The sequence below is a fragment of the Streptomyces lancefieldiae genome (genome assembly GCF_031845825.1).
In the GTDB taxonomy this organism is placed as follows: domain Bacteria; phylum Actinomycetota; class Actinomycetes; order Streptomycetales; family Streptomycetaceae; genus Streptomyces; species Streptomyces lancefieldiae.
The window spans coordinates 49,088-75,761 of record NZ_JAVRFH010000030.1 but is presented as its reverse complement, the minus strand read 5'-3'; the positions used below and the strand labels follow the sequence as shown (position 1 = coordinate 75,761).

General features: G+C 72.7%; 22 protein-coding genes. 17 read left to right on the top strand and 5 right to left on the bottom strand.

Features of this window, described 5'->3' with window-relative positions:
• The first annotated feature begins 24 nt into the window (after positions 1-24).
• The 11 genes from RM812_RS25960 to RM812_RS25910 all read left to right on the top strand — a co-directional run bounded on the left by RM812_RS25960 (position 25) and on the right by RM812_RS25910 (position 11,980).
• Positions 25-603: an NADH-quinone oxidoreductase subunit J family protein gene (locus RM812_RS25960; RefSeq protein WP_311576602.1), complete on the top strand. Its 579-nt coding sequence runs from the start codon at positions 25-27 to the stop codon at positions 601-603.
• Positions 600-905, top strand: coding sequence for an NADH-quinone oxidoreductase subunit NuoK (locus RM812_RS25955; RefSeq protein ID WP_311576599.1), 306 nt, complete (start codon positions 600-602; stop codon positions 903-905). The genes RM812_RS25960 and RM812_RS25955 overlap by 4 nt, the downstream gene beginning before the upstream one ends.
• Positions 902-2,917, top strand: a complete 2,016-nt coding sequence (locus RM812_RS25950; protein ID WP_311576596.1) for a proton-conducting transporter transmembrane domain-containing protein — start codon at positions 902-904, stop codon at positions 2,915-2,917. Before RM812_RS25955 ends, RM812_RS25950 begins: the two co-directional genes overlap by 4 nt.
• Before the next feature lie 5 nt (positions 2,918-2,922).
• Positions 2,923-4,428, top strand: coding sequence for a complex I subunit 4 family protein (locus tag RM812_RS25945; RefSeq protein ID WP_311576593.1), 1,506 nt, complete (start codon positions 2,923-2,925; stop codon positions 4,426-4,428).
• Positions 4,425-5,846, top strand: a complete 1,422-nt coding sequence (locus tag RM812_RS25940) for an NADH-quinone oxidoreductase subunit N (protein WP_311576590.1) — start codon at positions 4,425-4,427, stop codon at positions 5,844-5,846. Before RM812_RS25945 ends, RM812_RS25940 begins: the two co-directional genes overlap by 4 nt.
• 215 nt (positions 5,847-6,061) lie before the next feature.
• Positions 6,062-6,634, top strand: coding sequence for a hypothetical protein (locus RM812_RS25935; protein ID WP_311576587.1), 573 nt, complete (start codon positions 6,062-6,064; stop codon positions 6,632-6,634).
• Positions 6,635-6,648: 14 nt separating this feature from the next.
• Complete coding sequence (locus RM812_RS25930; RefSeq protein WP_311576582.1) at positions 6,649-7,971, top strand: peptidoglycan-binding domain-containing protein; 1,323 nt, start codon at positions 6,649-6,651, stop codon at positions 7,969-7,971.
• Positions 7,968-8,678, top strand: a complete 711-nt coding sequence (locus RM812_RS25925) for an ABC transporter ATP-binding protein (RefSeq protein ID WP_311576579.1) — start codon at positions 7,968-7,970, stop codon at positions 8,676-8,678. Before RM812_RS25930 ends, RM812_RS25925 begins: the two co-directional genes overlap by 4 nt.
• Positions 8,675-8,851 (top strand): hypothetical protein, encoded by a 177-nt coding sequence (locus RM812_RS25920; RefSeq protein WP_311576575.1) that lies wholly within the window; start codon positions 8,675-8,677, stop codon positions 8,849-8,851. Before RM812_RS25925 ends, RM812_RS25920 begins: the two co-directional genes overlap by 4 nt.
• The gene (locus tag RM812_RS25915; protein WP_311576571.1) at positions 8,848-10,200 is read left to right on the top strand and encodes an ABC transporter permease; all 1,353 of its coding nucleotides are present in this window, start codon (positions 8,848-8,850) and stop codon (positions 10,198-10,200) included. Before RM812_RS25920 ends, RM812_RS25915 begins: the two co-directional genes overlap by 4 nt.
• A 115-nt stretch (positions 10,201-10,315) precedes the next feature.
• A complete protein-coding gene (locus tag RM812_RS25910; RefSeq protein WP_311576567.1) occupies positions 10,316-11,980 on the top strand; it encodes an ATP-binding protein in 1,665 nt (554 codons plus the stop codon).
• Here RM812_RS25910 and RM812_RS25905 read toward each other — a convergent pair.
• The 3 genes from RM812_RS25905 to RM812_RS25895 all read right to left on the bottom strand — a co-directional run bounded on the left by RM812_RS25905 (position 11,941) and on the right by RM812_RS25895 (position 14,175).
• Positions 11,941-12,648: a response regulator transcription factor gene (locus RM812_RS25905; protein WP_311576564.1), complete on the bottom strand. Its 708-nt coding sequence runs from the start codon at positions 12,646-12,648 to the stop codon at positions 11,941-11,943. The genes RM812_RS25910 and RM812_RS25905 overlap by 40 nt on opposite strands.
• 90 nt (positions 12,649-12,738) lie before the next feature.
• Positions 12,739-13,476: a class F sortase gene (locus RM812_RS25900; RefSeq protein WP_394816518.1), complete on the bottom strand. Its 738-nt coding sequence runs from the start codon at positions 13,474-13,476 to the stop codon at positions 12,739-12,741.
• A gap of 90 nt (positions 13,477-13,566) precedes the next feature.
• A complete protein-coding gene (locus tag RM812_RS25895; RefSeq protein WP_311576557.1) occupies positions 13,567-14,175 on the bottom strand; it encodes a hypothetical protein in 609 nt (202 codons plus the stop codon).
• A gap of 642 nt (positions 14,176-14,817) precedes the next feature.
• On the opposite strand from RM812_RS25895, the gene RM812_RS25890 reads away from it, so the two are divergent.
• The 4 genes from RM812_RS25890 to RM812_RS25875 are packed head-to-tail and all read left to right on the top strand — an operon-like array spanning position 14,818 to position 20,142.
• Complete coding sequence (locus tag RM812_RS25890) at positions 14,818-15,948, top strand: macro domain-containing protein (protein ID WP_311576554.1); 1,131 nt, start codon at positions 14,818-14,820, stop codon at positions 15,946-15,948.
• Positions 15,939-16,589 carry a hypothetical protein gene (locus tag RM812_RS25885; protein ID WP_311576551.1) on the top strand — a complete coding sequence of 217 codons (651 nt, stop codon included), beginning with the start codon at positions 15,939-15,941 and terminating at the stop codon, positions 16,587-16,589. The genes RM812_RS25890 and RM812_RS25885 overlap by 10 nt, the downstream gene beginning before the upstream one ends.
• Positions 16,590-16,592: 3 nt before the next feature.
• Positions 16,593-17,267: an RES family NAD+ phosphorylase gene (locus tag RM812_RS25880; RefSeq protein ID WP_311576548.1), complete on the top strand. Its 675-nt coding sequence runs from the start codon at positions 16,593-16,595 to the stop codon at positions 17,265-17,267.
• 1 nt (position 17,268) lies between these two features.
• Complete coding sequence (locus RM812_RS25875; RefSeq protein WP_311576546.1) at positions 17,269-20,142, top strand: CHAT domain-containing protein; 2,874 nt, start codon at positions 17,269-17,271, stop codon at positions 20,140-20,142.
• A gap of 19 nt (positions 20,143-20,161) precedes the next feature.
• Here RM812_RS25875 and RM812_RS25870 read toward each other — a convergent pair whose 3' ends face one another.
• A complete protein-coding gene (locus RM812_RS25870) occupies positions 20,162-22,024 on the bottom strand; it encodes a caspase family protein (RefSeq protein WP_311576543.1) in 1,863 nt (620 codons plus the stop codon).
• Positions 22,025-22,170: 146 nt separating this feature from the next.
• On the opposite strand from RM812_RS25870, the gene RM812_RS25865 reads away from it, so the two are divergent.
• Positions 22,171-23,253: a hypothetical protein gene (locus RM812_RS25865; protein ID WP_311576540.1), complete on the top strand. Its 1,083-nt coding sequence runs from the start codon at positions 22,171-22,173 to the stop codon at positions 23,251-23,253.
• Positions 23,254-23,342: 89 nt separating this feature from the next.
• Positions 23,343-23,474 (top strand): hypothetical protein, encoded by a 132-nt coding sequence (locus RM812_RS25860; RefSeq protein WP_394816517.1) that lies wholly within the window; start codon positions 23,343-23,345, stop codon positions 23,472-23,474.
• Positions 23,475-24,133: 659 nt separating this feature from the next.
• Here RM812_RS25860 and RM812_RS25855 read toward each other — a convergent pair.
• Positions 24,134-26,398, bottom strand: a complete 2,265-nt coding sequence (locus RM812_RS25855) for an nSTAND3 domain-containing NTPase (protein WP_311576537.1) — start codon at positions 26,396-26,398, stop codon at positions 24,134-24,136.
• Between the last annotated feature and the right edge of the window lie 276 nt (positions 26,399-26,674).

Here is a 26,674-nt window from a genome sequence, read left to right as displayed (position 1 = left end):
ACACTCGTAGAAAAGGAGCCCCCCATGGGCGCGACGGGCGCGACGGGCACGGTGCTGCTGTGGGTGCTGGGCGTGCTCGCCCTGGCCGGCGGCGTCCTGGTGTTCACCTTGAACTCCATGGCCCGGGTCACCTTCGCGCTCCTGGGCTCCCTGGTGTGCGTCGGCGGGGTGGTGACCGTGCTGCGGCTGCCGTATCTCGGCGTGGTGATCGTCCTGATGATGGTCATGGAGATGGCGATCATGGCCGTGTTCATGATCGCGTACATGATGAATCCGGCCGGTCTGATGCCGATGTCGATGCTGCACAACCAGCGCGGCGCGCTGGCCGTCAGCGGCGTCGTGTTCACCGCCATGGTCGTCGGGATCTTCCTGGTCCCCTGGCCCGACCGCACGGGAGCGCGGCCCGGGGACACCACCTTCCAGGTCGGCATGTCGTTGATGGGCGACCAGATGCTGACCATGGTCACGCTCGGGTTCGTGCTGCTGGCCACCATGGTGGGCGCCACCGTGCTCGCCACCCACCGCGGGCGGTACGACCGCTTCGGCGACGACCTCGACCGGCGGCCCGCGAAGGACCCGGCAGGCGGCGGAGTGGGCCGGTGACGTTCCCACTCCTGCTGGTCCTCGCCGCCGGGCTGTTCTCGACCGGCCTGTTCGGCGCCCTCTCCCAGCAGTCCATCGTCATGATCATGATGGGGATCGAGCTGATGATCGGCGGGATCGTCGTCGCCGCCGCCGACTTCTGGTACTTCCTCGCCCCCGCTTCCGGCGATGGCCAGGTGGTGATCGTGGCGGCCGTGGTCGCGATGGCCGTGGAGATGGCCATGGGCTTCGCCGTCACCACCGCCCTCTACCGCGCCCGCCGGGTCGACATGACCGACATGGCGGAGGACTTGAAGGGATGAGCGCGGGGCTCTGGCTGCTGATCGCTCTCCCCCTCGGCGGGGGAGCGGTTCTCGCTCTGACGGGACCCCGGGGCAACCGGCTGGTCCCCGCCCTCGGTGTCACGGTCGCCGTGGCCACGCTCGGGGCGGCGCTCGCCGCCGCGGTGAGCCGGCCGGCCGTGAGCGTGCCGCTGTTCGCCGGGATGGAGGCGGGGCTGGCGGTGGACGGCCTGTCGGCGGTGATGGTGGTCACCGTCGCCGCGGTGACCACCGCCGTCCTGGCCTTCGCTTCGGGGGAGTTCTCCGCGAGCGAGTTTTCCGCCGCCGACAACAGGGGCCGGTTCTTCGGGCTGATGCTGCTCTTCGCCGGTGCCATGCTCGTCACCGTCACCGCGACCACCCTGCCGCCGCTGCTGATGGCCTGGGAGGTGATGGGCGCCACCAGTTGGGCACTGATCGGCTACTGGTGGCAGCGGCCCGGACGGGCGGAAGCCGCCGACGTCGCGTTCCTCACCACCCGCGCCGCCGACCTCGGCCTGTACCTGGCGGCCGGCGCCGCCGTGGCCGGCGGCGTCGGCTCCCTGCGGCTGGACGCCCTGCCGCGGGCCGGAACGCCGTGGCTGCACGTGGTCACCGCGGGCGTCGTCGTGGCCGCCCTCGGCAAGTCCGCGCAACTGCCGTTCTCCTTCTGGCTGTCGCGTGCCATGCAGGGACCGAGCCCGGTCTCCGCGCTGCTGCACTCGGCGACCATGGTGGCTGCCGGGGCCTACCTGCTGTTGCGCCTGGTCCCGCTGCTGGACGCCACCGGCTGGGCCGGTCCGCTGGTCGCCTGGACCGGCGCGGCCACCGCCCTGGTCCTGGGGCTGGTCGCGGTGGCGCAGACCGACCTCAAGCAGCTCCTCGCCGCCTCCACCTCGGCGCAGATCGGCTTCATGGTGCTGGCCGCGGGCAGCGGCGGCGTCGCCGCGGGCACCACGCAGCTCGTCGCCCACGCCGCCACCAAGTCCGGTCTGTTCCTCGCCGCCGGGGCCTGGCTGACGGCGCTGGGCACCAAGCAGTTGCCCGCACTGCGCGGTGCGGCCCGCGCCCACCGCCTGGTCGGCGTGACCTTCACCGTCGGTGCGCTCACCCTGGCCGGGCTGCCGCCCCTGTCCCTGTGGGCGGCCAAGGACGAGATCCTCGCCGCCGCCCGCTCCGAGGGAACCGGGCGGTACGCGGTGGGCCTCGCGGCGGCGGCCGTCGCCGCCGTCTACGGCGTCAAGGCCGTCTGGTACGTCACCCGTCCCCTCCCGCAGGACCCGCGGTCCCTCCCGCCGAGCCCGCGGTCCCTCCCGCCGAGCCCGCGGTCCCTCCCGCAGGGCCCACGTCCCCTTCCGCAGGGCCCGCACGCCCTCCCGCAGGACCCGCGGATCCTCCCGCCGAGCCCGCAGGCCGCCGGATACGACACCGAGCGACGCGGCACCCGGCGTATCGCCCGTACGACACCGGCTCCGCTCCTCGTCCTCACCCTCGCCGCGGCGGTACTGGGGGTACTGGCCCTGCCGGGACCGGCGTCCTGGCTGAAGCGGCTGGTCGGCGCCCAGGGCGAGCCGTCCCCCGAGCCGTGGGAGCTAGGCCTGTCCGCCGGCGTCGCGTTCGCCGGCGCGGGCCTGGCCTGGCGGTGCGCTTCCCGCCCGGCACCCGTACCGCCCGCCGCCGTGCGAGGGGCTCATGGATGGCTGCACCTGGAGCGGGCCGCGCGGGTCGTCGTGGTCCGTCCGGTGCTGGGCCTGGCGCGGACGCTGGCCGTCTTCGACGACCGCGTCGTCGACGGCGCCGTACGGCAGACCGCCCGCGGCGGCCTCGCGGCGGCCCGGCTCGCGCGCCGCCTGGACGACGGCGGCATCGACGCGGCCGTCCACGCGGTCGCCGCCGGCGCGCGGCGCCTGGGCCGTTGGGCGCGCCGCCCGCAGACCGGCCTGCTGCACCAGTACTACGCCCAGGCCGCCGTCGGCTTCGCCGTGCTCGTGCTGATCATCCTGTTGGTGAGGTAGGCCCTGTGCTGAGCGTCGTCACGTTCCTGCCGCTGCTGGTGTGCGCGGTGCTGCCGCTCCTGCCGCGCACCCTCCCGGACAGGGCGTACGTCTGGGTGTGGATCGCCACCGCGGCCACCGACCTGGCCCTGGTCATCGCCCTGTGGGCCGGCTACGACCCCCGCGGCGGGATGCAGTACGAGCAGCGGGCGCGCTGGATCCCCAGTGCCGGCGTCGGCTACCACGTGGGCGTCGACGGCCTGTCCCTGCCCCTGGTCGCCCTGACCTGCCTGCTGTTCCTGGCCGTCGCCGTCCACTCCCTGCGCGAGAAGCGGCGGGTGCGCTCGTACGTCTGCCTGTTCCTGTTCCTGCAGACCGTCGGCGTCGGCCTGTTCGTCGCCCTCGACCTCATCCTGTTCTTCGTCTTCTTCGACCTGTCGATCGTCGGCATGTTCTTCGTCATCGCGGGCTGGGGACACGGCGCACGCGCCCGGGCCGCGGCGCTGAAGTTCTTCCTCTACACCTTCACCGGCTCCCTCGCCCTCCTGCTCGGCTTCATCGGCCTCTACCTGGCGGCCGACCCGCACACCTTCGACATCGTCGACCTCACCCGCGTCAACCCGCTGGCCGGACGCGGCCCCTACGCGGGCCTGGTGCTGCTGGCCATCGGCGTCGGACTGGCGGTCAAGACCCCGACCGTGCCCTTCCACACCTGGCTGCCGCCCGCCCACACCGACGCCCCCGCCACCGGCTCGGCCATCCTGGCCGGCGTCCTGCTGAAGATGGGCACCTACGGTTTCGTCCGCATCGCCATGCCCCTGCTGCCCGGGAGCTGGCGCCACTACGCCCTCGTCATCGTCATCGTCGGCGCCGTGTCCGTCGTCTACGGGGCCCTGGTGGCGTTGGCGCAGACGGACTTCAAACGCATGATCGCCTACACCTCGGTCAACCACATGGGCTACATCGTGCTCGCCGTCGGCGCCGCCGGGACGCTCGCCGGTACCGACGCCCGGGCCCGCTCCCTGGCGGTCACCGGAGCGGTCACCCAGATGGTCAGCCACGGCCTGATCACCGGAGCCCTGTTCCTGCTCGCCGGTGTGCTCCACGACCGCGGACGCACCTACGCGATGGACGCCTACTCCGGCCTGGCCGCTCACACCCCGCGCTTCGCGGCGGTCACCGCCGTCGCCGCTTTCGCCAGTCTCGGCATTCCCGGCTTCTCCGGCTTCATCGCCGAATTCCAGATCCTCACCGGCAGCCTGGCCTCCCAGGCGGTCGCCACCGCCGTCGCCGCGACCGGCATCCTGATCACCGCGGCCCTGTTCCTGACCGCACTGCGGCGCGTGTTCCTCGGTCCCCCGCGCCTGCCCGGGACCCTCCCCACCGGGGGTCTTCGCGACCTCAGGGCCACCGAGGCGCTGTCCACGGTGCCGCTGCTCGCGGTCGCCCTGGTGATCGGCGTCGCGCCGCGCCGGCTGCTGGACGTCATCGAACCGGCCGGCCGCACCTTGGCCGAACTGGTGGCACGGTGAACCAGAACCTGGCCGCCCTCGTCCCCGAACTGTCCCTCCTCGGCGCCGCCGTCATCGGTCTCCTCACCGGTTCCTGGCTGCCCCGCCGCCGCCAGTGGATCGTCGCCGTGCTCGCGGCCGCCGCCTGCGCGACCGGCCTGGCGGCCACCGCCGTCACCATGGCCGCCGACCGCGAACAGGCAGTCTTCGCCGCCGCGTTCGCCGTCGACACCGCCACCGGCACCGGCCGGCTCGTCGTCCTCGCCGGCCTGCTGCTGGTCGTCGGCATGTCCGTGGACACCGTGAGGGGTCACCCACGCGAAACCGAGTACTGGGTCCTGCTCCTGATGACCGGCGCCGGCACCCTCGCCCTCATCGGCGCGAACGACCTGCTGATGCTGTTCGCCGCCTACCTGCTGGCCGGCATCCCCGCCTACGCGCTCGCCGGGTTCGCCAAGGACGCCCCCGGCACCGAAGCCGCCCTGAAGTACTACCTGATGGGCGCCCTGCTGGGCACCACGATGCTCGCCGGCGTCGCGCTCCTCCACGGCGCCGGCCACACCACCCACTACGCCGAACTCGCCACGGCCCTGCCCACCGCCCCCTACGGACTCGTCGCCGTCGGACTCGTCGGCGTACTCGCCGGTCTCCTCTTCAAGACGGGCGCGGTGCCGGCCCACTTCTGGGTGCCCGACGTCACCGACGGCGCCCCCGCACCCGTCGCCGCATACGTCACCACCCTGCCCAAGATCGGTGGCCTGATCGCCGGCCACCGCCTGCTCCACCAGGCACTCGCCGACAGCGCCGTCAACTGGCCGCTCCTCATCGCGATCCTCGCCGCGGTCACCATGACCCTGGGAAACCTGGCGGCGTTCTTCCAGACCTCCGTCAAACGCCTGCTCGCCTACTCCACGATCAGCCAGGTCGGCTACCTGCTCATGGCCCTGGCCGTCACCACCCGCAGCGACCTCGCCCAGAAGAGCCTGCTGTTCTACCTGGCCGCCTACGCCGTCACCAACCTCGGCGCCTTCGCTGTCGTCACCGCACTTCCCCACGCCCGTACCCTCACCGACTACCGAGGCCTCGCCCGCCGCCGCCCCGACCTCGCGGCCGTACTCGTCGTCTGTCTCCTCGGCCTGGTCGGCACGCCGCCCACCGGCGTCTTCCTCGGCAAACTGGAGATCTTCGGCGCGACCGTCGACGGCGGCCACACCTGGCTCGCCGCCCTCGCCGTCGCCAACACCGTCGCCTCCCTCTTCTACTACCTGCGCTGGCTCGGCCCCCTGTTCACCACCACCGACCCCGCGCCCGCCGACACGCACGCGGTCCTGGGGCGCCGGCCCGCCGCCACCGCTCACGCGGCAGCCGCCCTCTCGCTGCTCCTCGGCATCGCCGGACAAGCCGTCCTCACCGTCGCCGAGGGACCACTGCTGCGATGAGGCACCGCGTACGCGCGCAGGGCCGGGGCCTCTTGGGCCGTCGGATGCCGCAACCCCGGCTGCCCCGACTGCACTCCCGGACGGCTCCCGGTCGTGCGGTCGCACGGTCGCACGGTGAGCTGACAGGTTCTTCAAAAGTTCTTCATCGGCTCCCCCCTACGGTCGGTCCGCCCGCCGCGTTCGCGAGCGGGTCCGACAGAGGAGCGGGAGAACCGGTGAGGACGAATCGGGTACTGCTGGCCGCGGTGGCCTCGGTCATGGCGCTGGCGCTGACCGGCTGCGGGGGCGAGGAGGGCGAGTCGGAGATCCCGACGGCCGCGAGCGGCGGCGCGACCGCGTCGTCCGCCGGCCAGGACGGGCAGAGCGGCGGGGACGACGTGGCCGCCTACGTGCAGGCACAGCGCACGTACGTGAAGTGCCTGCGGGAGAACGGGGTCGACGCCCCGGACCCGGACGAGAAGGGGAACATCGACTTCGGCGGCAACCGGGAGCTGAAGAAGGACGCGACGTTCCGGACCGCCACGGAGAAGTGCGCCGAGCACCTGGCGGCCGTGCCCGAGAGCATCGAGAAGGGCAACCAGTCCAAGCTCACCGCCGAGCAGATCGAGGTGAAGCAGCGGTACGCGACGTGCATGCAGGAGAACGGGGCCGCCGACTTCCCCGACCCGGGCCCCGACGGCCTCGGACAGGGGGAATGGGACCAGAGCTCGGCCGGCGCGAAGCGGGCCATGCGGATCTGCGGGCCGATCGTGGGCGTTCCGGAGAATCCGGGCCCGGGCAAGGGCTGATCACGGTGGACACGGTGACGGGGATCGACGACGGTCCCGGAACGGCCTCCGGACCGCCGCGCGGCGGGCAAGGGCGGCGCAGGGCGCTGGTCGCCGGTGCCGTGGTCGTCGTGGCGGTGGTCGCCGTGGTGGGCGCCCTGGGGCTCGGCGGCGGCGGGGACGAGGGTCCGGGCGCACCGCGCCGGGCCGGTTCGCTGGTCCCGGTGACCCGGGCCACGCTGACCGAACGCACCCAGGTGGACGGCCAGTTGGGGTACGGCACGGAGATGCCTCTGCCGGTCAAGGCGACCGGGACCGTGACCTGGTTGCCCGAGGTGGGGGCCACGGCGGAGCGCGGCGACACGCTGCTGCGGGTCGACGACCGCCCGGTGGTGCTGCTGTACGGATCGCTGCCCATGTACCGGGACCTGGGGCTGACCACCACCGCACCCGGGGACGGGGAACCGGCCGGGGGCGACACCGCCGAAGGCGCCGCGTCTCCCGGCGAGGGGCAACCTGCGGGCGGCACCGGCAAGACCGGCGCCGCGACCCCCTCCGCGACATCGACATCGACATCGACATCGACCTCGACGCCGCCGCTGACGCCGACGGGCGCCGGGAACGCTGCGGCGACGGAGCTCAAGGGCAGGGAACTCAAGGGAATGGACGTCCTGCAGTTCGAGACCAACCTGGCCGCACTCGGCTACACCGGCTTCACGGTGGACGAGACGTTCACCACCAGGACCGCCGACGCGGTCGAACGCTGGCAGCAGGCACTCGGGGTGCCCCGCACCGGCACGGTCGGTGTCGGGGACGTCATCTACTCCGCCGGCAAGGTGAGGTTCGGCCCGCCGGGCGTCCGCCTCGGTGAGGCCGTCGGCGAGAACACCCTCACCTACACCGGTACGGCACGCAAGGTCGTCGTCAACACCTCGGCCACGGACGCCTCCTGGGCCGTACGCGGTACGGTCGTCCGGGTCCGGCTGCCCGACGGCAGGTCCGTGCAGGGCGAGGTGGCGTCGGTGGGCAGGCAGGCCGGCGCGCCCGAGGGCGCGTCCGGCGAGGGCGGTTCCGGCGAGGCCGCCGCCACCTTGCCGGTGACCGTCATTATCGAGGACCAGAAGTCCGTGGGGCGGCTGGAGAGCGGCCCGGTCACCGTCGAGTACACCGGCCGCGAGGTCAAGGACGTACTGACCGTCCCGGTCGCCGCCCTGATGGCGCTCGCGGAGGGCGGCCACGGGCTGGAGACGGCGGACGGCGACTTCATCCCCGTGAAGACCGGGCTGTTCGCCGACGGCAAGGTGGAAGTGAGCGGTTCCTCGGTGCGCGCGGGTCTGAAGGTGAGGATTCCGGGATGAGCGGCGGATATCGGGCCGTCGTCGAGTTCGACGCCGTCTCCAAGACGTATCCGGGCCACGTGGCGGCGGTCCGCGACGTGAGTCTGCGGATCGGGCGCGGGGAACTGGTCGGGGTGGTCGGCCCGTCCGGCTCCGGCAAGTCCAGCATGCTGCATCTCATGGGCAGCCTCGACCGGCCCTCCACGGGGCGGGTCCTGGTCGACGGCCACGACGTGGCGGAGCTGTCCGACCGCGAGGTCTCCGCGCTGCGGGCCACCCGGATCGGCTTCGTCTTCCAGCATTTCCACCTCGCGGTCGGGGTCCCGGTCCTGGACTCGGTGGCGGACGGACTGCTCTACGCGGGCGTCCCGCTGCGGCGCCGCCGGGCCAGGGCCGAGGCGGCGCTGGCCCGGGTCGGGCTCAGCCACCGCGTCCGGCACCTGCCCCACCAGCTCTCCGGCGGCGAGCGGCAGCGGGTCGCGGTGGCCCGTGCCGTGGTCGGCGAGCCGTCGCTGCTGCTCGCGGACGAGCCGACCGGCAACCTCGACTCCGCGTCGGGAGCGGCCGTCCTCGCCCTGCTGCGCGAACTGCACGCGGCCGGCACCACCGTCGTGATCATCACGCACGACCGCGAGATCGCCGCGCGCCTTCCGCGCCGCATCGAGATGCGCGACGGACACCTGGTCACGGACACGACGCCCGGCACCCCGATCGGAGCGTCCGGATGACCGACCGCATCCCGCACTCCTGCGTTCAGCAGCCGGACCCGCCCGACCCGCCCGGCCTGCCCGACCCGCATGGCAGGCTCGCTCCGGCGGCGCCGGGCCACCGGCGGGCGAACGTCTCCGGCGTCCCCGGCCGCGCCGTGGCGTCCGGCACCCCGATCGGAGCGTCCGGATGACCGACCGCATCCCGCACTCCTGCGTTCAGCAGCCGGACCCGCCCGACCCGCCCGTACCGCCCGACCGGCTCGCTCCGGCGGCGCCGGGCCGAGGCCGGGGCCACCAGCCGGGCCACTTCCGGGGTCACCGGCGGGGCCACCGGCGGGCCAACGCCTCCGGCGGCCGCCTGCGGGCCGCCCGGCTCGGACCCGCGGACGTCGTACGGCTCGGCGGTACGGGCCTGCGGACCCGTCCGCTGAGGGTCTTCCTCTCCGCGCTCGGCATCGCCATCGGCGTCGCCGCGATGGTCGCGGTGGTCGGCATCTCCGGCTCCGGACAGGCGGAGGTGGACCAGCGGCTCGACGCCCTCGGCACCAACCTGCTGAGGGTGGCCCCGGGCGAGTCCCTGACGGGGGAGGAGGCCCGACTGCCGTACGAGGCCGTCGCGATGGTCCGCCGCATCCCGCCGGTGCGGCAGGTGGCCGCCACCGGCGTGACCGACGCGCACGTCTACCGCAACGACCACATCGCCGTCGGCCGGACCGGCTCCCTGGCCGTGCTCGCGGCCGGCACCGATCTCCTGCCGGCCGTCGGTGGGCAGGTCCGCAGGGGGCGCTGGCTGGACTCCGCGACCGGCGAGTACCCGGCGGTGGTGCTCGGCGCCACCGCCGCCCAACGGCTCGACGTGTACACCCCGGGCACCCGGGTCTGGCTCGGCGGGCACTGGTTCTCGCTGATCGGCGTCCTCGACCCGGTACCGCTGGCGCCGGAACTGGACAGCGCCGCCCTGGTCGGATGGTCGGCGGCCCGGACCCATCTGCGCTTCGACGGCCACCCGTCGACGGTGTACGTCCGTGCTGAGGACAGCCGGGTCGCGGCGGTGCGCGCGGTGCTCCCGGCCACGGCGTACCCCGAGAAGCCGGGCGAGGTGCGGATCTCGCGGCCCTCCGACGCGCTCGCGGCCCGAGAGGCGACCGAGTCGGCACTGACCGGCCTGCTGCTCGGCCTCGGCGGAGTCGCCCTGCTCGTCGGTGGCGTGGGCGTGGGCAACACCATGGTCATCTCGGTGCTGGAACGGCGGCCGGAGATCGGTCTGCGGCGCGCCCTCGGGGCGACCGAGGGGCAGATCCGCACCCAGTTCGTGACCGAGTCGCTGCTGCTGTCGCTCATCGGCGGTCTGGCCGGCACGGTCCTCGGGACACTGATCACGGCGGGATACGCCCTCAGCCGCGACTGGCCGACGGTGGTCCCGGCGTGGGCGAGCCTGGCGGGCGTCGCCTCGACCCTGGTCATCGGCGCGATCGCCGGACTGTACCCGGCGGTCCGCGCGAGCAGGATGTCCCCGACAGAGGCGCTGTCCGGCCCGTGAACGCGATGACGCCCTCCTGGAGGACGCCCTCCTGGCTCTCGGAAGACGCCCTCTCGGAAGACGCCCTCTGGGCAGACGCCCTCTTGGAACACGGAGAACAAGGGAAGGAGGCGCGGTGAGCTTCCGTCTCCGTGTCCTGGGTCTGCTCATGCTGGTGGCGCTGACCGCCACCGCCGCGACCGCATGGCTGACCCTGCGGCAGGCCAACCGTCAGGTTCAGGAGACCGTCACGGCAGGCCGCCAGGAGGTCGCCCGGATCACCGGCGCCCTGCGTGCGTACGGGTTCGCGCACGGCACCTGGGAAGGGCTCTCGCCCACGGTGGCCGGACTCGCCCGGGACACCGGCCAGCGCGTCCGGGTCGCCACGGAGGCGGACGTCCTGCTCGCCGACTCCGACGCCCTCGCCGGCCGCGACCCCCGTGCGCCGAGCGACCAGCCCGCGGTCCTGGTCGACCCGCGCCCCCTCCTGCGCTTCCCGGAGAGCCAACTGCCGCGGAGCCAGGCGAAACTCACGGCCACGGCGATCGCCGACTACCGTGCGGCGGTGGCGTACGCGGCCTGTCTGACCCGGGAAGGGGCGCGGGTGACGGCCGCCGCGGACGCCGTCGGGGTGCCCCGGATCCACACCGACCGGCGGACCGCGCGGTGCGAGGAGCCGAAACCGGGAGCGAACCCGCCGACCTCGCGGGACATCGACGCGGTCTGGCCGTGCGGGTCCGAGCGGGGGACCACGGACTGCCTGCAGAGGGTCTTCAACGAACGGACCGCTTCCGTCGCTCCGCCCCGCCTGGAGGTCCGCCTGGGCGTCCGGAACGAGTCACCGCCCACCCTGGCCGCCGCGCCCACCGTGGCCGTCGCGGCGGGGGTCGCCCTCGCGGCCGTCCTCGGCGCCCTGCTCCTGAGCAGGGCCGTCCTGCGCCCCGTCCGGGCCATGACGCTGGCCGCGAAGGGACTCGGCGAGGGCGACCTGGAGCGCCGGGTCCCCGTCTCCGGCCGGGACGAGATCGCGGAACTCGGCGGCGCCTTCAACCGTATGGCCGACTCCCTGAAGGCCGGCGAGGAGCGCCAGCGCCGCCTCATCGGTGACATCGCGCACGAACTGCGCACCCCGCTGGCCAACCTGCGGGGCTACCTGGAGGCCCTGCGGGACGGCGTCGTCGACCCGACCCCCGAACTGCTCGCCTCCCTGCACGAGGAGGCGGTGCTGCAGCAGCGGATCGTGGACGACCTCCAGGACCTCGCGCTGGCGGAGGCCGGCGCGCTCACCTACCACCCCACCGAGGTCGACCTGAGAGAACTGCTCGAAACGGGCCGTACGGCCCACCGCGCCGAGGCCGGGGCGGCGGGCGTCGCCCTCGAACTGGAGGCGCCGCGCCCGGTCTTCGTGACCGCCGACCCGGACCGGCTGCGCCAGGTCGTCGGCAACCTGGTCGGCAACGCGCTGCGGGCGACCGCGGCGGGAGGCAGCGTGACCCTGGCCCTGGTCCCCCGGGGCGAGCTGGCCGTCGTGGAAGTGAGGGACACCGGCAAGGGGATAGCGGCGGTGGACCTGCCGCACCTCTTCGACCGCTTCTGGCGGGCGGACGCGTCCCGTGGCCGGGCTACCGGCGGCAGCGGCCTGGGCCTGTCAATCGCCCGTCAGATCGTCACCGATCACCGGGGGACGATCGAGGTGCGCAGCACGGTCGGGGCGGGCACGACGTTCACCATCGTGCTGCCCGCGACCCCGGGGGCGGGACGTCAGGAGGACGCCGGGCCCGGGGCGTCATTGAGGCGGTAGCCCCGGCCGTACACCGTCTCCAGGTGGCGGGGGCGCCCGGGATCCGTCTCCAGTTTCCGACGCAGGTTCATCACATGGGCGTCGACGGTCCGCTCCTGCACGTCGTGGTCGAAACCGAAGACGCGCTCGATGATCTGTGCCCGGGTGAAGACCCGGCCCGGTTCCCGGGCCAGTGCCTCCAGTACGGCGAACTCCTTGGCGGTCAGGGCCACGGGCTGCCCCGCCACGCGGACCTCGAAGCGCGCGGTGTCCAGTTCCACCACGCCCACCCGCAGCACCGCGGGTTCCGCCGCGCCGGCGGCCTTCCTCGACCGGCGCAGCAACGCCCGTACCCGAGCGGTCAGTTCACGGGGGCTGTAGGGCTTGGTGAGGTAGTCGTCGGCACCCAGGTCGAGGCCGAGGAGCATGTCCTCCTCGGTGGTGCGGGCGGTGAGGAGGAGAATGGGAACGTCCGACTCGGTGCGCAGGATGCGGCACACGTCCAGTCCGTCGACCAACGGCAGCATCACGTCCAGCACGATGAGATCGGGTTTCGACGAGCGCGCCCGCTCCAGCGCCGCGCGCCCGTCGGCCACGACCTGCACCGCGTTGCCCTCCCGCTCCAGATAGATCCGGATCAGCCGGGACTGCTTCTCGTCGTCCTCGGCCACCAGAATCCGAGCGCTCACCGGTTCTCCCCCCAGGCCTCCGCGTGCTCCCGACCTGGAACCCTAGCCACTACTCCCCACTCCTCGCGCGGCCGCGTCTGGCACGGCGCGCTAGTGGGAACGGGGCGGGGAGGTCCGGATGAGGTCCGCGTACAGGATGATGTTGTCGGGACGGTGGCCGCCCCGCAGGTCGCCGCCGCAGGTGATCAGCCGCAGTTCGGGTGCTGCGGTGTCGCCGTAGACGCGCTGGGTGGGGAAGTGCTTCTTGTCCACCTGCTGCAGGTCGGTCACGCCGAAGACCGCGGTGGAGCCGTCCGCGCGGTCGACGGTGATGGTGTCGCCGGGCTCGACGTGGGTGACGTCGCGCATGACCGCCGGCCCTCTCGCGGTGTCGTAGTGGCCGATCAGGACGGCCGGTCCGGTCTGACCGGGTGTGACCCCCTCGCGGTACCAGCCGATCAGGTCGGCCTGCTCCTCGGACGGCACCTGGACGGTTCCGTCCGGGGCCAGGCCCAGTTCGAGGAGGGGGCCGGTGTCGACGCCGGCGGCCGGGATCCGGACGCGGACGGGCCGGGAGGCGGCCAGGGGTGCGGACGCGGCCGGTGAGGCGGTACCGGCGTGGCCGGGCGCCGCGTCCGCCGGCGTCGAGGCGGGAGTGCGGGCGGAGGCGGTGACATGCGCGCCCGGCACGGGCGGCGTGGCCGCGGCGTCGTTCAGACCAGTGACCGTCAGCCAGCCGCCGACGGCCAGGGCGGCCACAGCCACGGCGGCTGTCCACGCCTGGCGGCGGGAAGGGCGCGGAGCGGTCCCCGTGCCATGGGCGGACGGGGGTGTGACGGGCGCGTTCATCGCTGCTTCCTCGAAGGTTTTCGGGGGACGCGTAGGGCGGGCCGCCGGGATCACCGGTGGCCCGCCCGGTACGCGGGGACGACGAAGGTGTCAGACACCCGCGCCGGTGCCGCGACGGCGGCGCACCACGAAGCCCAGACCGGCCAGGCCGGCCGCGGTCAGCGTGGCGCCGCCCGCCAGCAGGACGGTGTCCGTCCCCTCGGTGCTCTCGGCCCCCGCCGCCACCCCGCCCGCCGGGACGACCCTGGTCTGGGTGATGCCGGCGCCCGCGGGCCGCGGGGTGTTCGTGTCGTCGTCCGTGGTGGTGCAGCCGTCGGGGAGGGCGGGGAAGGGGGTGGTGCGCCAGGGGGCAGGGTCGCCCTGGGAGCGGTCGAGGAACAGGGGCGTGGCGGTGTCGGCGTTCTGGATCTTGAGGCCGTTGGCGAGGTCTTCGGGGTGGGCGCGGTCGACGGTCGCCTGTGCCTTGCCGGTTTCGTCCTTGAGGACAGCCGTCGGTCCGTCGGGGCTGTTGGTCAGGTCCACGGTCCAGTCGATGAAGACCGAGCCGATCGTCTTCGTCACCGTGCACTCCGGCGACGCGGTGGTGCTGCCCTGGCCGACGGCGAAGGCGACGGCGGGAGTGAACAGCGCGCCGGCCAGTGCGGCGGTGGCGACGGCGGCACGCAGGACGACGCGGTGACGCGAGAACGCAACGGACATGGATCCCCCCAGGGATGACACGAGCGTGAGTGGTGCGAACGAGAGATACGGCCCGAGCTGCCTTCCGTCCCGGCGTCCGGTCCGGCCCCTGGCAGCGGGCGATACGACAAGCGTGCCGCTCGATTGACCTTGATCGATGAACGGGTTGTCACCACCCCGTAACAGGGGAGACCTCTTCATTCATGGCCTTCGCGCATACGCACCGCGTCTGCCGATCGAACAGCGGCGGTCGGAGCCGTACGAGGCTCGGTGCGACGGAGAGCGAGAGGCGGTACGGCCTGGACGAAAACGGGAGATCACCGGCTGCCTGATCGTGAGGTCACGTCCGCCCTCGCCCCCTGCCAGGGCCGGCTCGACCTCACCGAACGGGGCACTCCAACCGGCGGCCGACTGGTGTACGACCTCCAGGAGGACCCGGCGGGTTTCGCCACGGGCGTGGCTGCCCTGGAGTGAGCCGGACGCACGCCAGTGCTTCCGGCAAGGCACGCCACGTCCGCGGGTCCGCGGCCGGCCGGCGACCTCGCCCCGACCGGATGACGACCAGCCGGCGCCCGGCCCGCCGGGGCCGTCGTCCAGTAGCGTGAACGATGCTGCGTACGACGGCACTTGCGGCTCAGGTCGGCTGCCCGCGACGATGGCTGCATGTCGTCCGGTGCCGTGCCCTTCGATGTCGCCTCGGTCCTTCGGGAGGTGAAGATGATCCGGGCGGAAGGACTGGTCCGGATCCGCGACCTCTCCCTCCCCCTGCTGCGCCAGGCGGCTGCCGCGCGCTCCGCGGCCGTCACCGACGCCTGGCCGGTCGAGGTCGAGAACCTCCTGCGCACGGCGCTGTCCGGCCTGGGTGGGGGAGACCTGCAGGAAGCGGCCGGACTCACGCTCGGGCTGGCCCCCGGGATGCGCGACCGGCCGGCGGCGGACCGCCGCCGGCTCGCCGCCAAGGTCTACAGCGTCAGTGTCGAGCGCTTCCGAAAGAGCCATGAGGAGATGGTCCTCGGGCAGATCGCCGAGCAGATCTGCTGGATCGCCGGGACGCGCGTTGGCGGTACCGACGCCTTGCCCGTTCCCCTGCTCGCACCGTACTTGCAGCACCGTGCGCTGAGCGTGGGCCCTGTGTCGCTGACCCTGCACGTGCACCCCGTCGAACTCCTGCGTGACGTCGACGTGATCGTCTCGCCGCTCAACACCCACCTGAGCCTGCCCGAGATGTACAAGGCGTCCGTGCCCGCGGCGCTGCGTCGCGCGGGTGCCCTGCGCGACGCCACCGGCGACGTGATCGCCGACCCCGTCCACGATGAACTGCTTGACTGGCGTGCCGCCAACGGCATGCGCGGCCGTCCCGTCCTGCCCGGGACCGTGGCACCGACCGGTCCAGGTGCACTCGCGGCGGGAGGAGTTCGCCGCATCTACCACGCAGCCGTCGCCGTCCCCCGGTCCGGCACGAACGACTACGACGTCACCCCGCAGGACGTCACCGCTGCCGCCGCCCGCGCGCTCGCCCTGATGGACGAGGAACGGGACGGCTTCGGACCGCCACTGCGGTCGGTCTGCTTCCCTCTGCTCGGCGCGGGCCGTGGCGGCCTGCCGCCGCAGACCAGCATCAGCGCGCTGTGGGCCGCCCTCGCGGCCGACAGCGCCCCGGACCGGGACGTCCACCTGGTCGTCCGCAGGCCGTCGCTCGCCGACCTGGTCACCGACGTGCTCCGCGCGCGCCGACTGCACCGGGCGGGCGACGAGTTACCCGACCACGAGGAGACAGGGCACAGGTGCGTGTGAACCCCTTCAAGGTGCTGGCCGCGTGCGCGGCGCAGTGGAGCAGGTACCGGAGTCTGCTCGACCCCGCCGCGACACGGCTGCTCGGACAGCGGCTGGCCGAGCTGCGCACGGACGGCGGCGACCGGGACGCGGCCGCTGACCGCGCGGCACAGATCCTGCTCGACGCCCTGCCGCCCGACGCTGCCGCCGCACTGCGGGAGGACGGAGCCCAGGCGCGGTTCTCCGGACCGCCCTCGGCGGTCCTGCACCAGGGGTACGGCGTACAGGACCTGTGCATGCTCGTCCTCGACAGCAACCCGATGGTCGGCCCGGTCTACGGCCCCGTACGCGAACGCCTGCTGTCCGAACCGGCGGCGCCCTGGCACGAGGGCGGCGACCCGCTGCTGATCGTGCTCTCCGGCGACGATGGCCGCAGACGCGTCCCGCTGTTCCAGTTCGAGGCCGGGACCATGCCCTGGCAGGTCGTCCTCGACGTCAACTCCGTACTGCGCGCCGACCTCGACCCGTGGGGCGCGGCGGACTGGTGGCTGTCCGACAGCACCTGGTGGCAGAGCACCCCGGCCTCCCTCCTCGGACAGGGCCGCGACGCCGAACTGTGCGGCGCCGCAGACGCTCTGGTGAGCACGGACACGGGGGAGTAGCCGATGCCCAAGTATCCGCCCCCCGACACCCTTCCCGGCGAGCCGGCCCGCGTCGTGCTGCGCGCCGGCACCCCCCTGTACCGGGTCCACACCACCCACCGCGATCCGGCCGCGTACAACTGCCGCCCGTCGCATGCCTTCTACTTCGGCGGCCGCTTCGACAGCACCCCGTACGACTGCTACGGCTACCTGTACGTCGGGTTCAGCCCCGGCGCCGCCGTGTGCGAGGTGCTGCTGCGCTCGCTGTCCTTCCCCCGTGATGGCAGCCCGCGACTGCTGCCCCGGAAGGCGTTCGAGCGGCGCAGCCTGTCCTTCCTTCGGCTGGCCGACGACACGGAGGTCGTCTCCTTGATGTCCGCGTCCGACCTGGCGGCGCTCGCACAGGACCCCTGGCTCATCCACGCCGAGGGCGCCGACTACCCGCAGACCCGCGACTGGGGCCACTGGATCCGCACTCGTACCAAGCCCTGGGCGCAGGGCTTCGTCTGGCCCTCCAAGCGTGACCCCGCCGACCGGGTTGCCGTTCTCTTCGACGACCGGGGCCGGGCACCGGCGCTGGAACCCACCGGCGCCCCGCCCGTCGACTTCGGTACCGAGGAGGGCGAGCGCTGGCTCAACGGCGTGCTCACGCCGTACCTGGCGCGGACCGCGCCCCGCATGCCCGCAAGGGAGTTCTGACGTGGCGTACCCGCCCTACGACCTGCATGCGCTGATGTACGAGCTGAAGGAGGCGGCCGGCGGGGGCACGGTCGACTCCCGGGACCTGAGCCGGCTGACCACGCTCGTCCTCGACCGCCTGGGCTGTGCGACGGGCCGTGAGGCCTTCGACCGCCTGTACACGGACTGGCGGGAGCTGCCGAGGGGCACCGTGATGTCGGGGCTGCGGGCGGGCCACATCCTCGCCATGCTGCCGATGCTGCGGTTCGACCAGACCATCTCCGACCCGCAGAGGGAGGAGGAACTGCGACGCGAAGCAGCGGAGTTCGGGCCCGCCGAGGACAACTGGCAGGGCGTGATCGCCACCATGGGCGCCTCGTCCGGGCTGCAGCACATGGACGACCCGGCCCAGATGGAGGACGAGATCGCCCGGCTGGAGAAGGCGCGTGTCCTGCTCCCTCCCGGCAGCCCGCAGCGCGAGGCCCTCGAGTACCACCACGCCGGGCTGCGTGCCCATCTCGCCCAGCTCACCGGAGGGGAGGACGACTTCGACTCGGCCGTCGAGGACCTGGCCCGGTTGTCCGACTCGTCCCTCTTCAGCGACGAGCAGCGCGTGGCCGCGGCGGGCCAGCTCGCCATGTTCCGTATCCACCAGGCCGCGCGCCGCGAGGACGAGGACGCGCTGGCCGAGCAGATCCGCGTGCTGGAGTCGGTGCTGGACCGGTTCCCGCCCGGCCACATGGACGCCCTGGGCCTCCAGGCCCATCTCGCCAACGCCAGAACAGCGCTGGAGCTTCTCCGCGCCCGCCGCACCGGACGCATGCCGAGCGCGGACGCGCACCCCGCGCCCGCCTCGCCGGAGGAGGTGCGGCGGCAGATCGCGGCCCTGCCTCGCGACGCCCAGATCGACCGGCTGAGCGCCCTGGGCAACACCCGCGCCGGCCAGGCCATGATGGCCAGGGACTATCAGGGCGCCCTGGACGCCCAGCGCATGCTGGAGGACGCCCTGGACCTGCTCGACGACCCCGACGACGTGCGCTGGATCCGCTCCGCCTTCACCCTCGGCACGAGCCACTGCAGCCTCGGCGTGATGTCCGTCGCCCCGCACCCGCGCCGGCTCCACCACCTGGACCAGGGCATCTCCTGGCTCCGGCACACCTGGCGGCTGGCCGCCGGGCCGGAGCACCCGAGCTGGGGATGGACCGGGTCGATCCTCGCCGACGCCCACCGGTTCCGCGGCGACGCCGCGCACCTGTACGACCCGTCGGCGAAGCGGCCCCACCACGACGAGGCCCGGCGCATCGGCCTGGAGTCCCTCAAGGCGGCGGCCTGGACGGTCCTGCTGCAGTCCGGTACGGTGCACGCCGCCGAGACCGCCCGGCGCGCCGGTCAGGAGGCCGTCTCCGTGGCCCGCTGGTGCCTGGCCGACGGAGCCCACACGGACGCCGTCCGCGCCCTGGACGCCGGACGCGGACTCACCCTGCACGCGGCGACCGTGGCCGCCACCGTGCCCGACATGCTGGCCGCGCTCGGGCAGGACGACCTCGCTCACGAGTGGCGCCGGGCAGGCGTCGTGGCAGCCCCCGGGCCGGAGGGCAACCCGGCGGTCGGCGCCCCGCCGCCGCACAGCGGACCCAACAGCCGGCTGCGCCGCCGGGTACTGCGGGCGCTGGCCGCCTCCCCGCTGCGCCGGCGGCTGCTGGACGCCCCGTCGACCGAGGAGATCGCCGGCGCTCTGCGCACCCTGGGGGCCACGGCGCTGGTCTACCTGGTGCCCGCCGCTGAGGAACAGCCCGGCCTGAAGGACCAGGTCTTCTTCGGACGGCGGCCCGAGCCCGGCAGAGCCCTCGTCGTCACCGCCGACGGCGCCACCCGCGTCGTAGAGCTGCCCCGGCTCACCGTGTCCGCGGGCCCGTTGGCCGCCTACCGGGCCGTCGGCACCCCCGGCCGCGACGCCGGCGGACCGCCCCTGCCGGACACTCCCTCCGGCTCGACGGCCCGCCCGGACGACAGCCGCGCCGCGCTGGAGCGCCTGTGCGACTGGGCGGGCGAGGCGGTGATGGAGAAGCTGCTCGGCGAGCTTCCCCGCGGGTACGGACGCGCCCCGTCCGTCATCATGGTCCCCATGGCCGCACTGGGGGCCGTGCCGTGGCACGCGGCACGCCTGCCCAACGGGCGCCGTGCCTGTCAGCTCGCCGACATCTCCTATCTGCCGTCCGCCCGGCTGCTGTGCGAGGTGGCCGCACGGCCCGCCGCCGCGACCCGGCAGGCGCTCGTCATCGGCAACCCCACCCGCGACCTCCACCACGCCGGCGAGGAGGCCGAGGCGATTCACCGCACCTTCCACCCCGACGGCGAACTGCTCGGCCCCGGCACCGCCACCCCTGCCGCCGTCACCGACTGGCTGGGCCGGCAGCGCGGCGGTCTGCTTCACCTCGCCTGCCACGGCGTGGTACGCCAGGGCGAGCGGCACAGCGCCCATCTCGCCCTGTCCGGCGGCAACCTGGCCGCCGAAGTGCTGACCGAGGGGGTGGCCCGCTATCGCCACCTGAACCTGGTGGTCCTCGCCGCCTGCCGGACCAATGTGTCCGGACACGGCTACGACGAGGCGTACAGCCTGTCCACGGCGTTCCTCGTCGCCGGCGCACGTTCGGTCATCGGGTCGTTGTGGCCGGTGCCCGACGAGGCGACCTCGCTGCTGATGTACATGACCCACCACTTCATGCACCGCGACGGGCTGCCGCCGGGGCGGGCGCTGCGCAGCGCCCAGTTGTGGATGCTCGACGACCTGCGTACCCCGCCGCCCGGCATGCCCGCCCACCTCAGGGCACGCGTCGGCCGGATCCGCGGCGACGACCTGACGGCCTGGGCCGGGTTCACCCACCTCGGCTGGTGAGCCGGCCCCCAGGGCCGGCTCAGGGCACCTCGGTCCGAACCCGTACCTGGGCCGTACCCCAGCGGCCCGGGCCGTGCGCGGGGCCGCCCGCGTCCCGGCCGCCCGGCGGCGCGGTCAGCCGCAGCAGCCCGTCCGCGGCGGCCCCCTGCGCGCCGCCGGTCCGCGCGCCCGAGGGCGCGACGGGGGACCACGGATCCAGGACGAACGGCGCGGTGTTGAGCTCGGTCTCCGCCACGATCACCTTCAGCCAGTCTTGGGTGAACGCCCCCGGCACGACCGTGCGCCCCGGCGGCAGGTACAGCCACACGGGCTCGCCGCGGCGGGCCCAGCCGGTACGCCCCGCGCCGACGAAGTCGCCGTCGTACAGGCTCGCGGAGGAGGCGTAGCTGTCGGTCAGGTCGAGCAGGACGCACCACAGGGGACGGTCGGAGTCGTTGTGGATGCCCACCATCACCTGCGGCGGCCGGTGATCGGCGGTGTAGGAGCAGACGACCTCCCCCTCGGCAGAGTGCCGCACGGTGCCCACCCCCGTCGGCTCCACCGTGATCCGCACGAGCGACGACAGCCAGGGATCCGGATTGACGAGGTCGCGCAGATGCTGCCAGCGTGCGAGGTGCGTCAGGCAGTCGGTGACGCGGTCCGCGTCGGCGGGCGACCGCACCGGCAGCGGCGGCAGGTCCCGGCCGGCCCCGCCCGACACCTGCGCCCAGCCCGGGCCCGCGTCCACCCGCAGTGGCACGCTGCCCGTGCCGGCCGACGGGACGGCCGTCCCGGCCGCGGCCGTCGACAGCATGGGCGCACCGGCGACGGCCGCCTCGACCAGGCGTACGACGCCGGGGTCGCCCGCGAGCGTCACGGCGGCCGGGGGGAAGGCCAGCGCCGACGGTGTCACCCCGAACACCGCGTCCAGGTCGGCGGGTCCCGGAGACCAGCCCACCGGATCCACCAGAGCCGACTCCGCCCGGACCTCCCGGACGACGACCACCCTCGGTGCGCCGCCGCCGTCGAGCAGCGTGAACTCCGCTCCCGCCGCGCGCAGGCCGTGTGCCTGGCCGCAGTTGACCTCCCAGCCCGCCACCGTGTGCCGCAGCAGGAAGGGGGAGCCCGGCACCGGGTCGGCGGACAGGAAAAGCCGGTCCTCGCCGCCGCGCAGCTCGGGGTGCTGCACCGAGCTGAGCCGGCGCACCCGTTCCTCGACGAGCGCGTGCAGGCCGCCGTACGTGGCCGAGGAACCCAGCTTGCCGAGCGCCTCCAGCAGGGCGTGACTGAAGTAGCCGCGGACCTGCCCGTCGAGGACGTCCTCGTGGGCGCGCTCCTGCGGCCGACAGGCGGCGAGCAGGGTGTGCCGGCGCGGCAGCGGCCCCTGACCCCCGCCGTCCCGTGCCCCGAGCGTCGCCCGCGAGGACCACCAGGGGCGCCAGGACACGGCACGCACAGCGGCACCGTCCCGGGTGGCGCCGCCCGAGTGGCAGCAGTCGAGCACGGCCACCACATGCGCCCCGCGCGCGGCGATACCGTCCAGCAGCGCACCGAGTTCGGTGTCCCACAGCGGCGGGCGACCGTCGTCGAGACTGTCGTGGCACACCAGGGCCTGCGACCAACCGGTGCCCTCCCACGGCGCGTCGGTGGGCTCCTCGCTGCCATGGCCGCTGAACCACAGCAGCGCGGTGTCCCCCGGCCCACTGCGGCCGAGATGCCGCTCGATCCCGGCTCTCACGGCGGCCAGGGTGGCGTCACCGTCGTGCAACCGCCGGATGTCGGAAGCGACATGGCCCTGCCGCCGCAGCCATGCCTCTGCATCCCGCACGTCGTTCACGCACCCGCGCAGCGGTGCCCCAGGATAGTCGTCGATGCCCACGAACAGGGCGTACACGGTCCGCATGCGGAGATCCTGCCAGGGTTCGCCGGGCACGCGCGGGGCGGATCCAGGGCGGATGCCGGGCTTCTGGTCGCATTCCCATGTCCAGTGCGCCACAGAGCAGTTGACTTCTCCGGAGCAACACCAACAGCTCGGGAAAGGACAGCAGCGTGAGTTTCGGGGGCCACAACCTGTACCAGCCACCGGGGGCACCGCACGGCAACCCCTACCAGCCGCCGTCGGCGCCGACGCCGAGCGGCAACCCGTACGTGACACCCCCGGGGACTCCTCCGCAGGTTCCGTACGTCCCGCCGCAGCCCAGCCCGTACGGCCCGTACCCGTACGGCCCGCGTCCACCGCACACCTCCCTGTGGCGGCGGCTGCGCGAGGACGAGTGGCCGACCCTCGGTGAGGTGCTGCGGGGCGGGCGACAGCGCGTCCACGGCTGCGTGTGGGCACTGCTGCTGATGCCGTGCCTGTGGGGAATGACCCTGCCCCTGCTGGTGGGCTACCCGCTGGCCCGCTCGGCCCGCAGCCGTGCGCGGCGGATCTTCCCCGCGCGCGGTCACCGCCGTGTCGAGGACCCGGAGGTGGCGCGGGTGCAGAAGGCACGTGGCTGGACCGCCGCCGTCATGTCCTTCCTCATCCTGATCGCCTACGGCACGCCGGAGGACATGGCCCAGGCCCAGCAGCAGTACTGGACGCGGCTGATGGTCACGCCGTGGCTGCTGCTGCTCAGCGCGCCCGTGGTGGTGGCGGTGCTGCTGCGCTGGGCCCCGCCGGATGCGCGCGGGGTCATGCGGCACCGCCTGCGCGCCGCCGGGCGGTCGGCGCTGTGGTACTTCGGCGCGTTCAGCCTGGTACCGGTGCTCGCCCTGGCGGGCGGCTGGACGACCGCTCGGTTCATGGAGGGTGCGTCCGTCGGCGCGGCGCAGGTCTTCCTGATGCCCCTCCTCTACTTCGGCACGTTCGTCCCGATGCTCTGGGTACTGCTGTTCGTGGTGTTCGCCTCCGGGCCCGCCGTCCGCAGCGCCTTCAACACCGCGGAGGTGCACGCGGCCCTGCCCGCCCTGCTCACCGGCGTGCTCGTCTGGGAGTTCGCGGCCATCGGCCTGGTCGCGGGCGGGCCTCCGCCCGGACCGCCGGCGATCCAGCTGCTTGCCCTGCTCGGCGGCCCGGCCTCGGTGACGGCGGTGGCCTGGTGGGAGATCCACCGGCTGCGCACCCGGCACGGCGTGGTCCTGCGCGGTTGACCGACTCGGCGGCCCCCCAATGGACGAGGCCGTGGTTTCGCAGGGTCCATGACCGCGATCAGCGTGCTCCTCGTCGACGACGACCGCTGGTGAGAGCCGAGCTCCCGCTGATGACGGGTTACGCCGAGGATGTTCGGATCGCCGCGGAGGCCGGCGACGGTCACCCGGTCGATGCGCTCGCCGACCGCACCCGCCCCGATGTCGTCTGCCGGGCATCCTGATGCCGCCGGTGGACGGGCGCGCGGCCACGAAGCGACCTGCGTGGTCATCCGGACGCGCCGCAGGTCGTCATTCAAGGGAGTGGTGCGGGGCGGTGAGGCCGTCTGCGCACATTTCCTGCAACCCACCCCGACAGCAGGGGCCATAGGGTACGCATCACCTACCGGCACCGGCACCGGCACCGACCGCACGTGGTGGTCATCGACCCCCTGGCACTGTATCTGCGGGTCACCGCCTTGCCGCATGTCGACTGGCAGCGGCCGCGACTGTGCCGTGGCACCGCCCGCTGAGCTCGACGATGGGAGTAGCCGACCGTCGGGCGGCGTGTGCCGGCCGGCTCCAGATTTCGAAGAGCGGTCGTCAGGTAGCCACATTCCGCAGTCGACTCCCAAGCGGCTCCCGAAATAACCCCGGAACCACTCAGGGGCCCGACCCGCTAAGCGGATCAGGCCCCTGACCTGGTACTTCACTGTCGGGGTGGCGGGATTTGAACCCACGACCTCTTCGTCCCGAATGAGGTTCGGGCATGATCATCACCGGTCCGTTTGCTGTTTTGCCTGGTCAGGGCATTGCAGTGCGGTGGTGTCGGGTGGTCTGGAAGGGGCTTGGGGCGTGGGTTGGCTCCCAGATGGCTCCCAGATGGCTCCCAGCGGGAATGATGTCAGGGCCTGTCCTCGAGCTTGCGCATCAGCTCCGTGACCAGCGCGCGATCACGTGCTTTATCGGAACGCTCGGCCGGTTCCCGCTGGGCCTGATACTGCAGGAGCCTCTCGTTTCGCTCGGCATCCCGAGCTGTTCTCACACGCTCGGCGCGGTCCTGTACGACGGCGAACTCCTCCGGCAGCTCATCCTCGGCTTCCTGCTCCCAGAGGAAGTCCAACAGCTCTGTCATCAGTTCCAGGTTCGCGGCATGCGGTTCCTGTTCCGGCTCGGCGGCCAATCGGCGCAGCTCCTGCAAGGCGCACCGCACAAGGACTGGGGTCACTGGCTCACGGTCCGACGCCGACGGTATCGACTGCAGCTGGTCGTACAGAGTGCTGGACCGGTACCAGTCGCCGACTTCGGCGCTCTCCAGCAGTTCGGCTTGGATCCGGTCGGTCAGTTCTTCGACGAACCGCTCCGCGTGTTCCTGCGGCACCAGCGGGCTTGCGCTCAGCGAGTTGGCCAAGCTCACCAAGTCGGAGATGGACGAAAAGTGCGTAAACGAGGGGAGCGTTTCCTTGGTCACGTACGCGGCCAGTGATGCCGAGTCCAGCAACTCGGCCGCCCCTAGGGCCCACTCCAGATGGGTTGACAGGCTCTCGTCCTCATCAAACAGCCCCATCTCCAGGTCGTCTTCCATCTGATGGGCGGCAGCGGTCACGGCCAGCTCGTGCTCCCTGAGTCTGGCCAGTATCCCTGCACCGTCGGCCATGCGTGCCGCCTTGACCAGTCGGCGCAACTGTTCTCCCCGGACGATGGCCCTGATCAGCTCCAGGAAATGGGCTCGGCCAGCGTTGAGGTGAAAGCGAACGTAGTCCTCGATCGATGGGTTGTGGAACGCGACCCGTCCCTGTTCGATAGTGATCATCGTGCCGTCCAACAGCTGCAGGGCCCTGCGGAACGTCCGGCCGTCCGCCGCTTGGTCCATCTCCTTGCGGTACCAGTGCCAGGACTCCTCAAGGTCCTCCAACGGTGCGGACCGGAAGGTGAACAGCACCTCCAGCATGTGTACGGCCTCGTCCGACAGCTCGTTCTCCACGATGCGCTCCCAGACGCGGCGTGGATTGTCCAGGTTCTCCAACATCGCTGCGCCGACGTCCTGACCCCGGCGCGCAGACAACCGGAGAGTCTCCTCGACCAGACGCGGATTGAAGTTCCTGTGCTGGGCCACCGGACGCCAGACCGCCGGATCGGCGAACCGGCGCTTGTCATTCGGTGGCAGGGAAGAGTGGTGGACGTGGTTATAGAGGATCTGGCCCCGTACCTGCAGATCCAGGTCGGTCAGCCGGATCACACTGACCGCGTCCGACACGTCCGGCTCCGCCAGCCGGTCGTGCCGAAGACGGGCGTGCTCCAGCAGGTAGTCACGGGTCGTCATCACCAGCGCCTTGCCGGGCGTCTCCTGGATCTCCCGGATCACTGACAGCAGGCGATTGTCCTCGTTCTTGTTCAACGGCGTATCAAGGGTCGTACTTCCCAGGAAGTCGTCGTACAGGAACACTTGCCGCGTGCCGTCGCGCCAAAGGGTGCCGATCTCGTCGACGTCCTGGGAGATCTCGTGGACCTCGTAGTTGTTGCCCATCAGCCAGGCCGCGAGCATCAGCGCCACCGTCGTCTTGCCCACCCCGGGGATGCCAGCGATGACACAGACCTGCTGGGTGTCCAGAAGCTGCTTAGCTCGCTCGAAGCCCTCGTGCGGGACGAAGGTGTCGGCGATGCCCGGTAGCCGCTTCTGAAGCCACGACGAGCGCAGGTACCGGTCCTGGTTCAGCACGGTCTGAAGGACGGAGGTGCTGCTCAGCCAGAGCCGGAAGTGCCGACGGACCAGTTCCGGACGACGCAGCAGCTCGGCGACGATCTCATCCACGCCGTACAGGTCGCCGGTGTCGCGCACGTACGGGGCGAAGGCACCGCAGAGCTCTTCTTTGCCGTCGACGGTCAGACCGACCGTCGTGGCGACGATGTAACGGTCGGGTGCCAGCGCGCGGACCTTGGGCAGTTCATCCTTGATCAGACGCCTGATCAGGGTCGCCTGGGTCGCGCGCGGCCAGTGCTTGCACTGTACAACGGTCGTCCCCGAGGGGCCGGTGTGCCGCAGGTCGATGCCTCGGTCCCGGCCGCGGGGAAAGATCTCCAGAGGGATACCGAGGACATCGCTGAACAGGTCACGGCAGACCACCTCGAAGTCATGGTCCGTCAACCGCCCCAACTCGAAAGAGTCCATGCCGTTGTCACCCCGTGAATACCGCCGCCGGCCTCCATTCTCCCTGCACCGATCCGAGTGCTGGCCAGAGGGGCTGGTTTTCCTCCAGATCCACTCCGGGGCCATGTTCGAAGGAAGCGGTCAGCAGTCGAGTAGGCCCGGAGTGCTCTCAGCGGCAGGCGAGCTTCCCGAACGGCGGCCTCGCCCTCGAATCGGACGCCTTCGGCCACCAGGACATCCACGGGTATGTCCGTGCGTGTCGGGTCGGTCCATCGGAAGCCGGCACCCTCCGTAGCG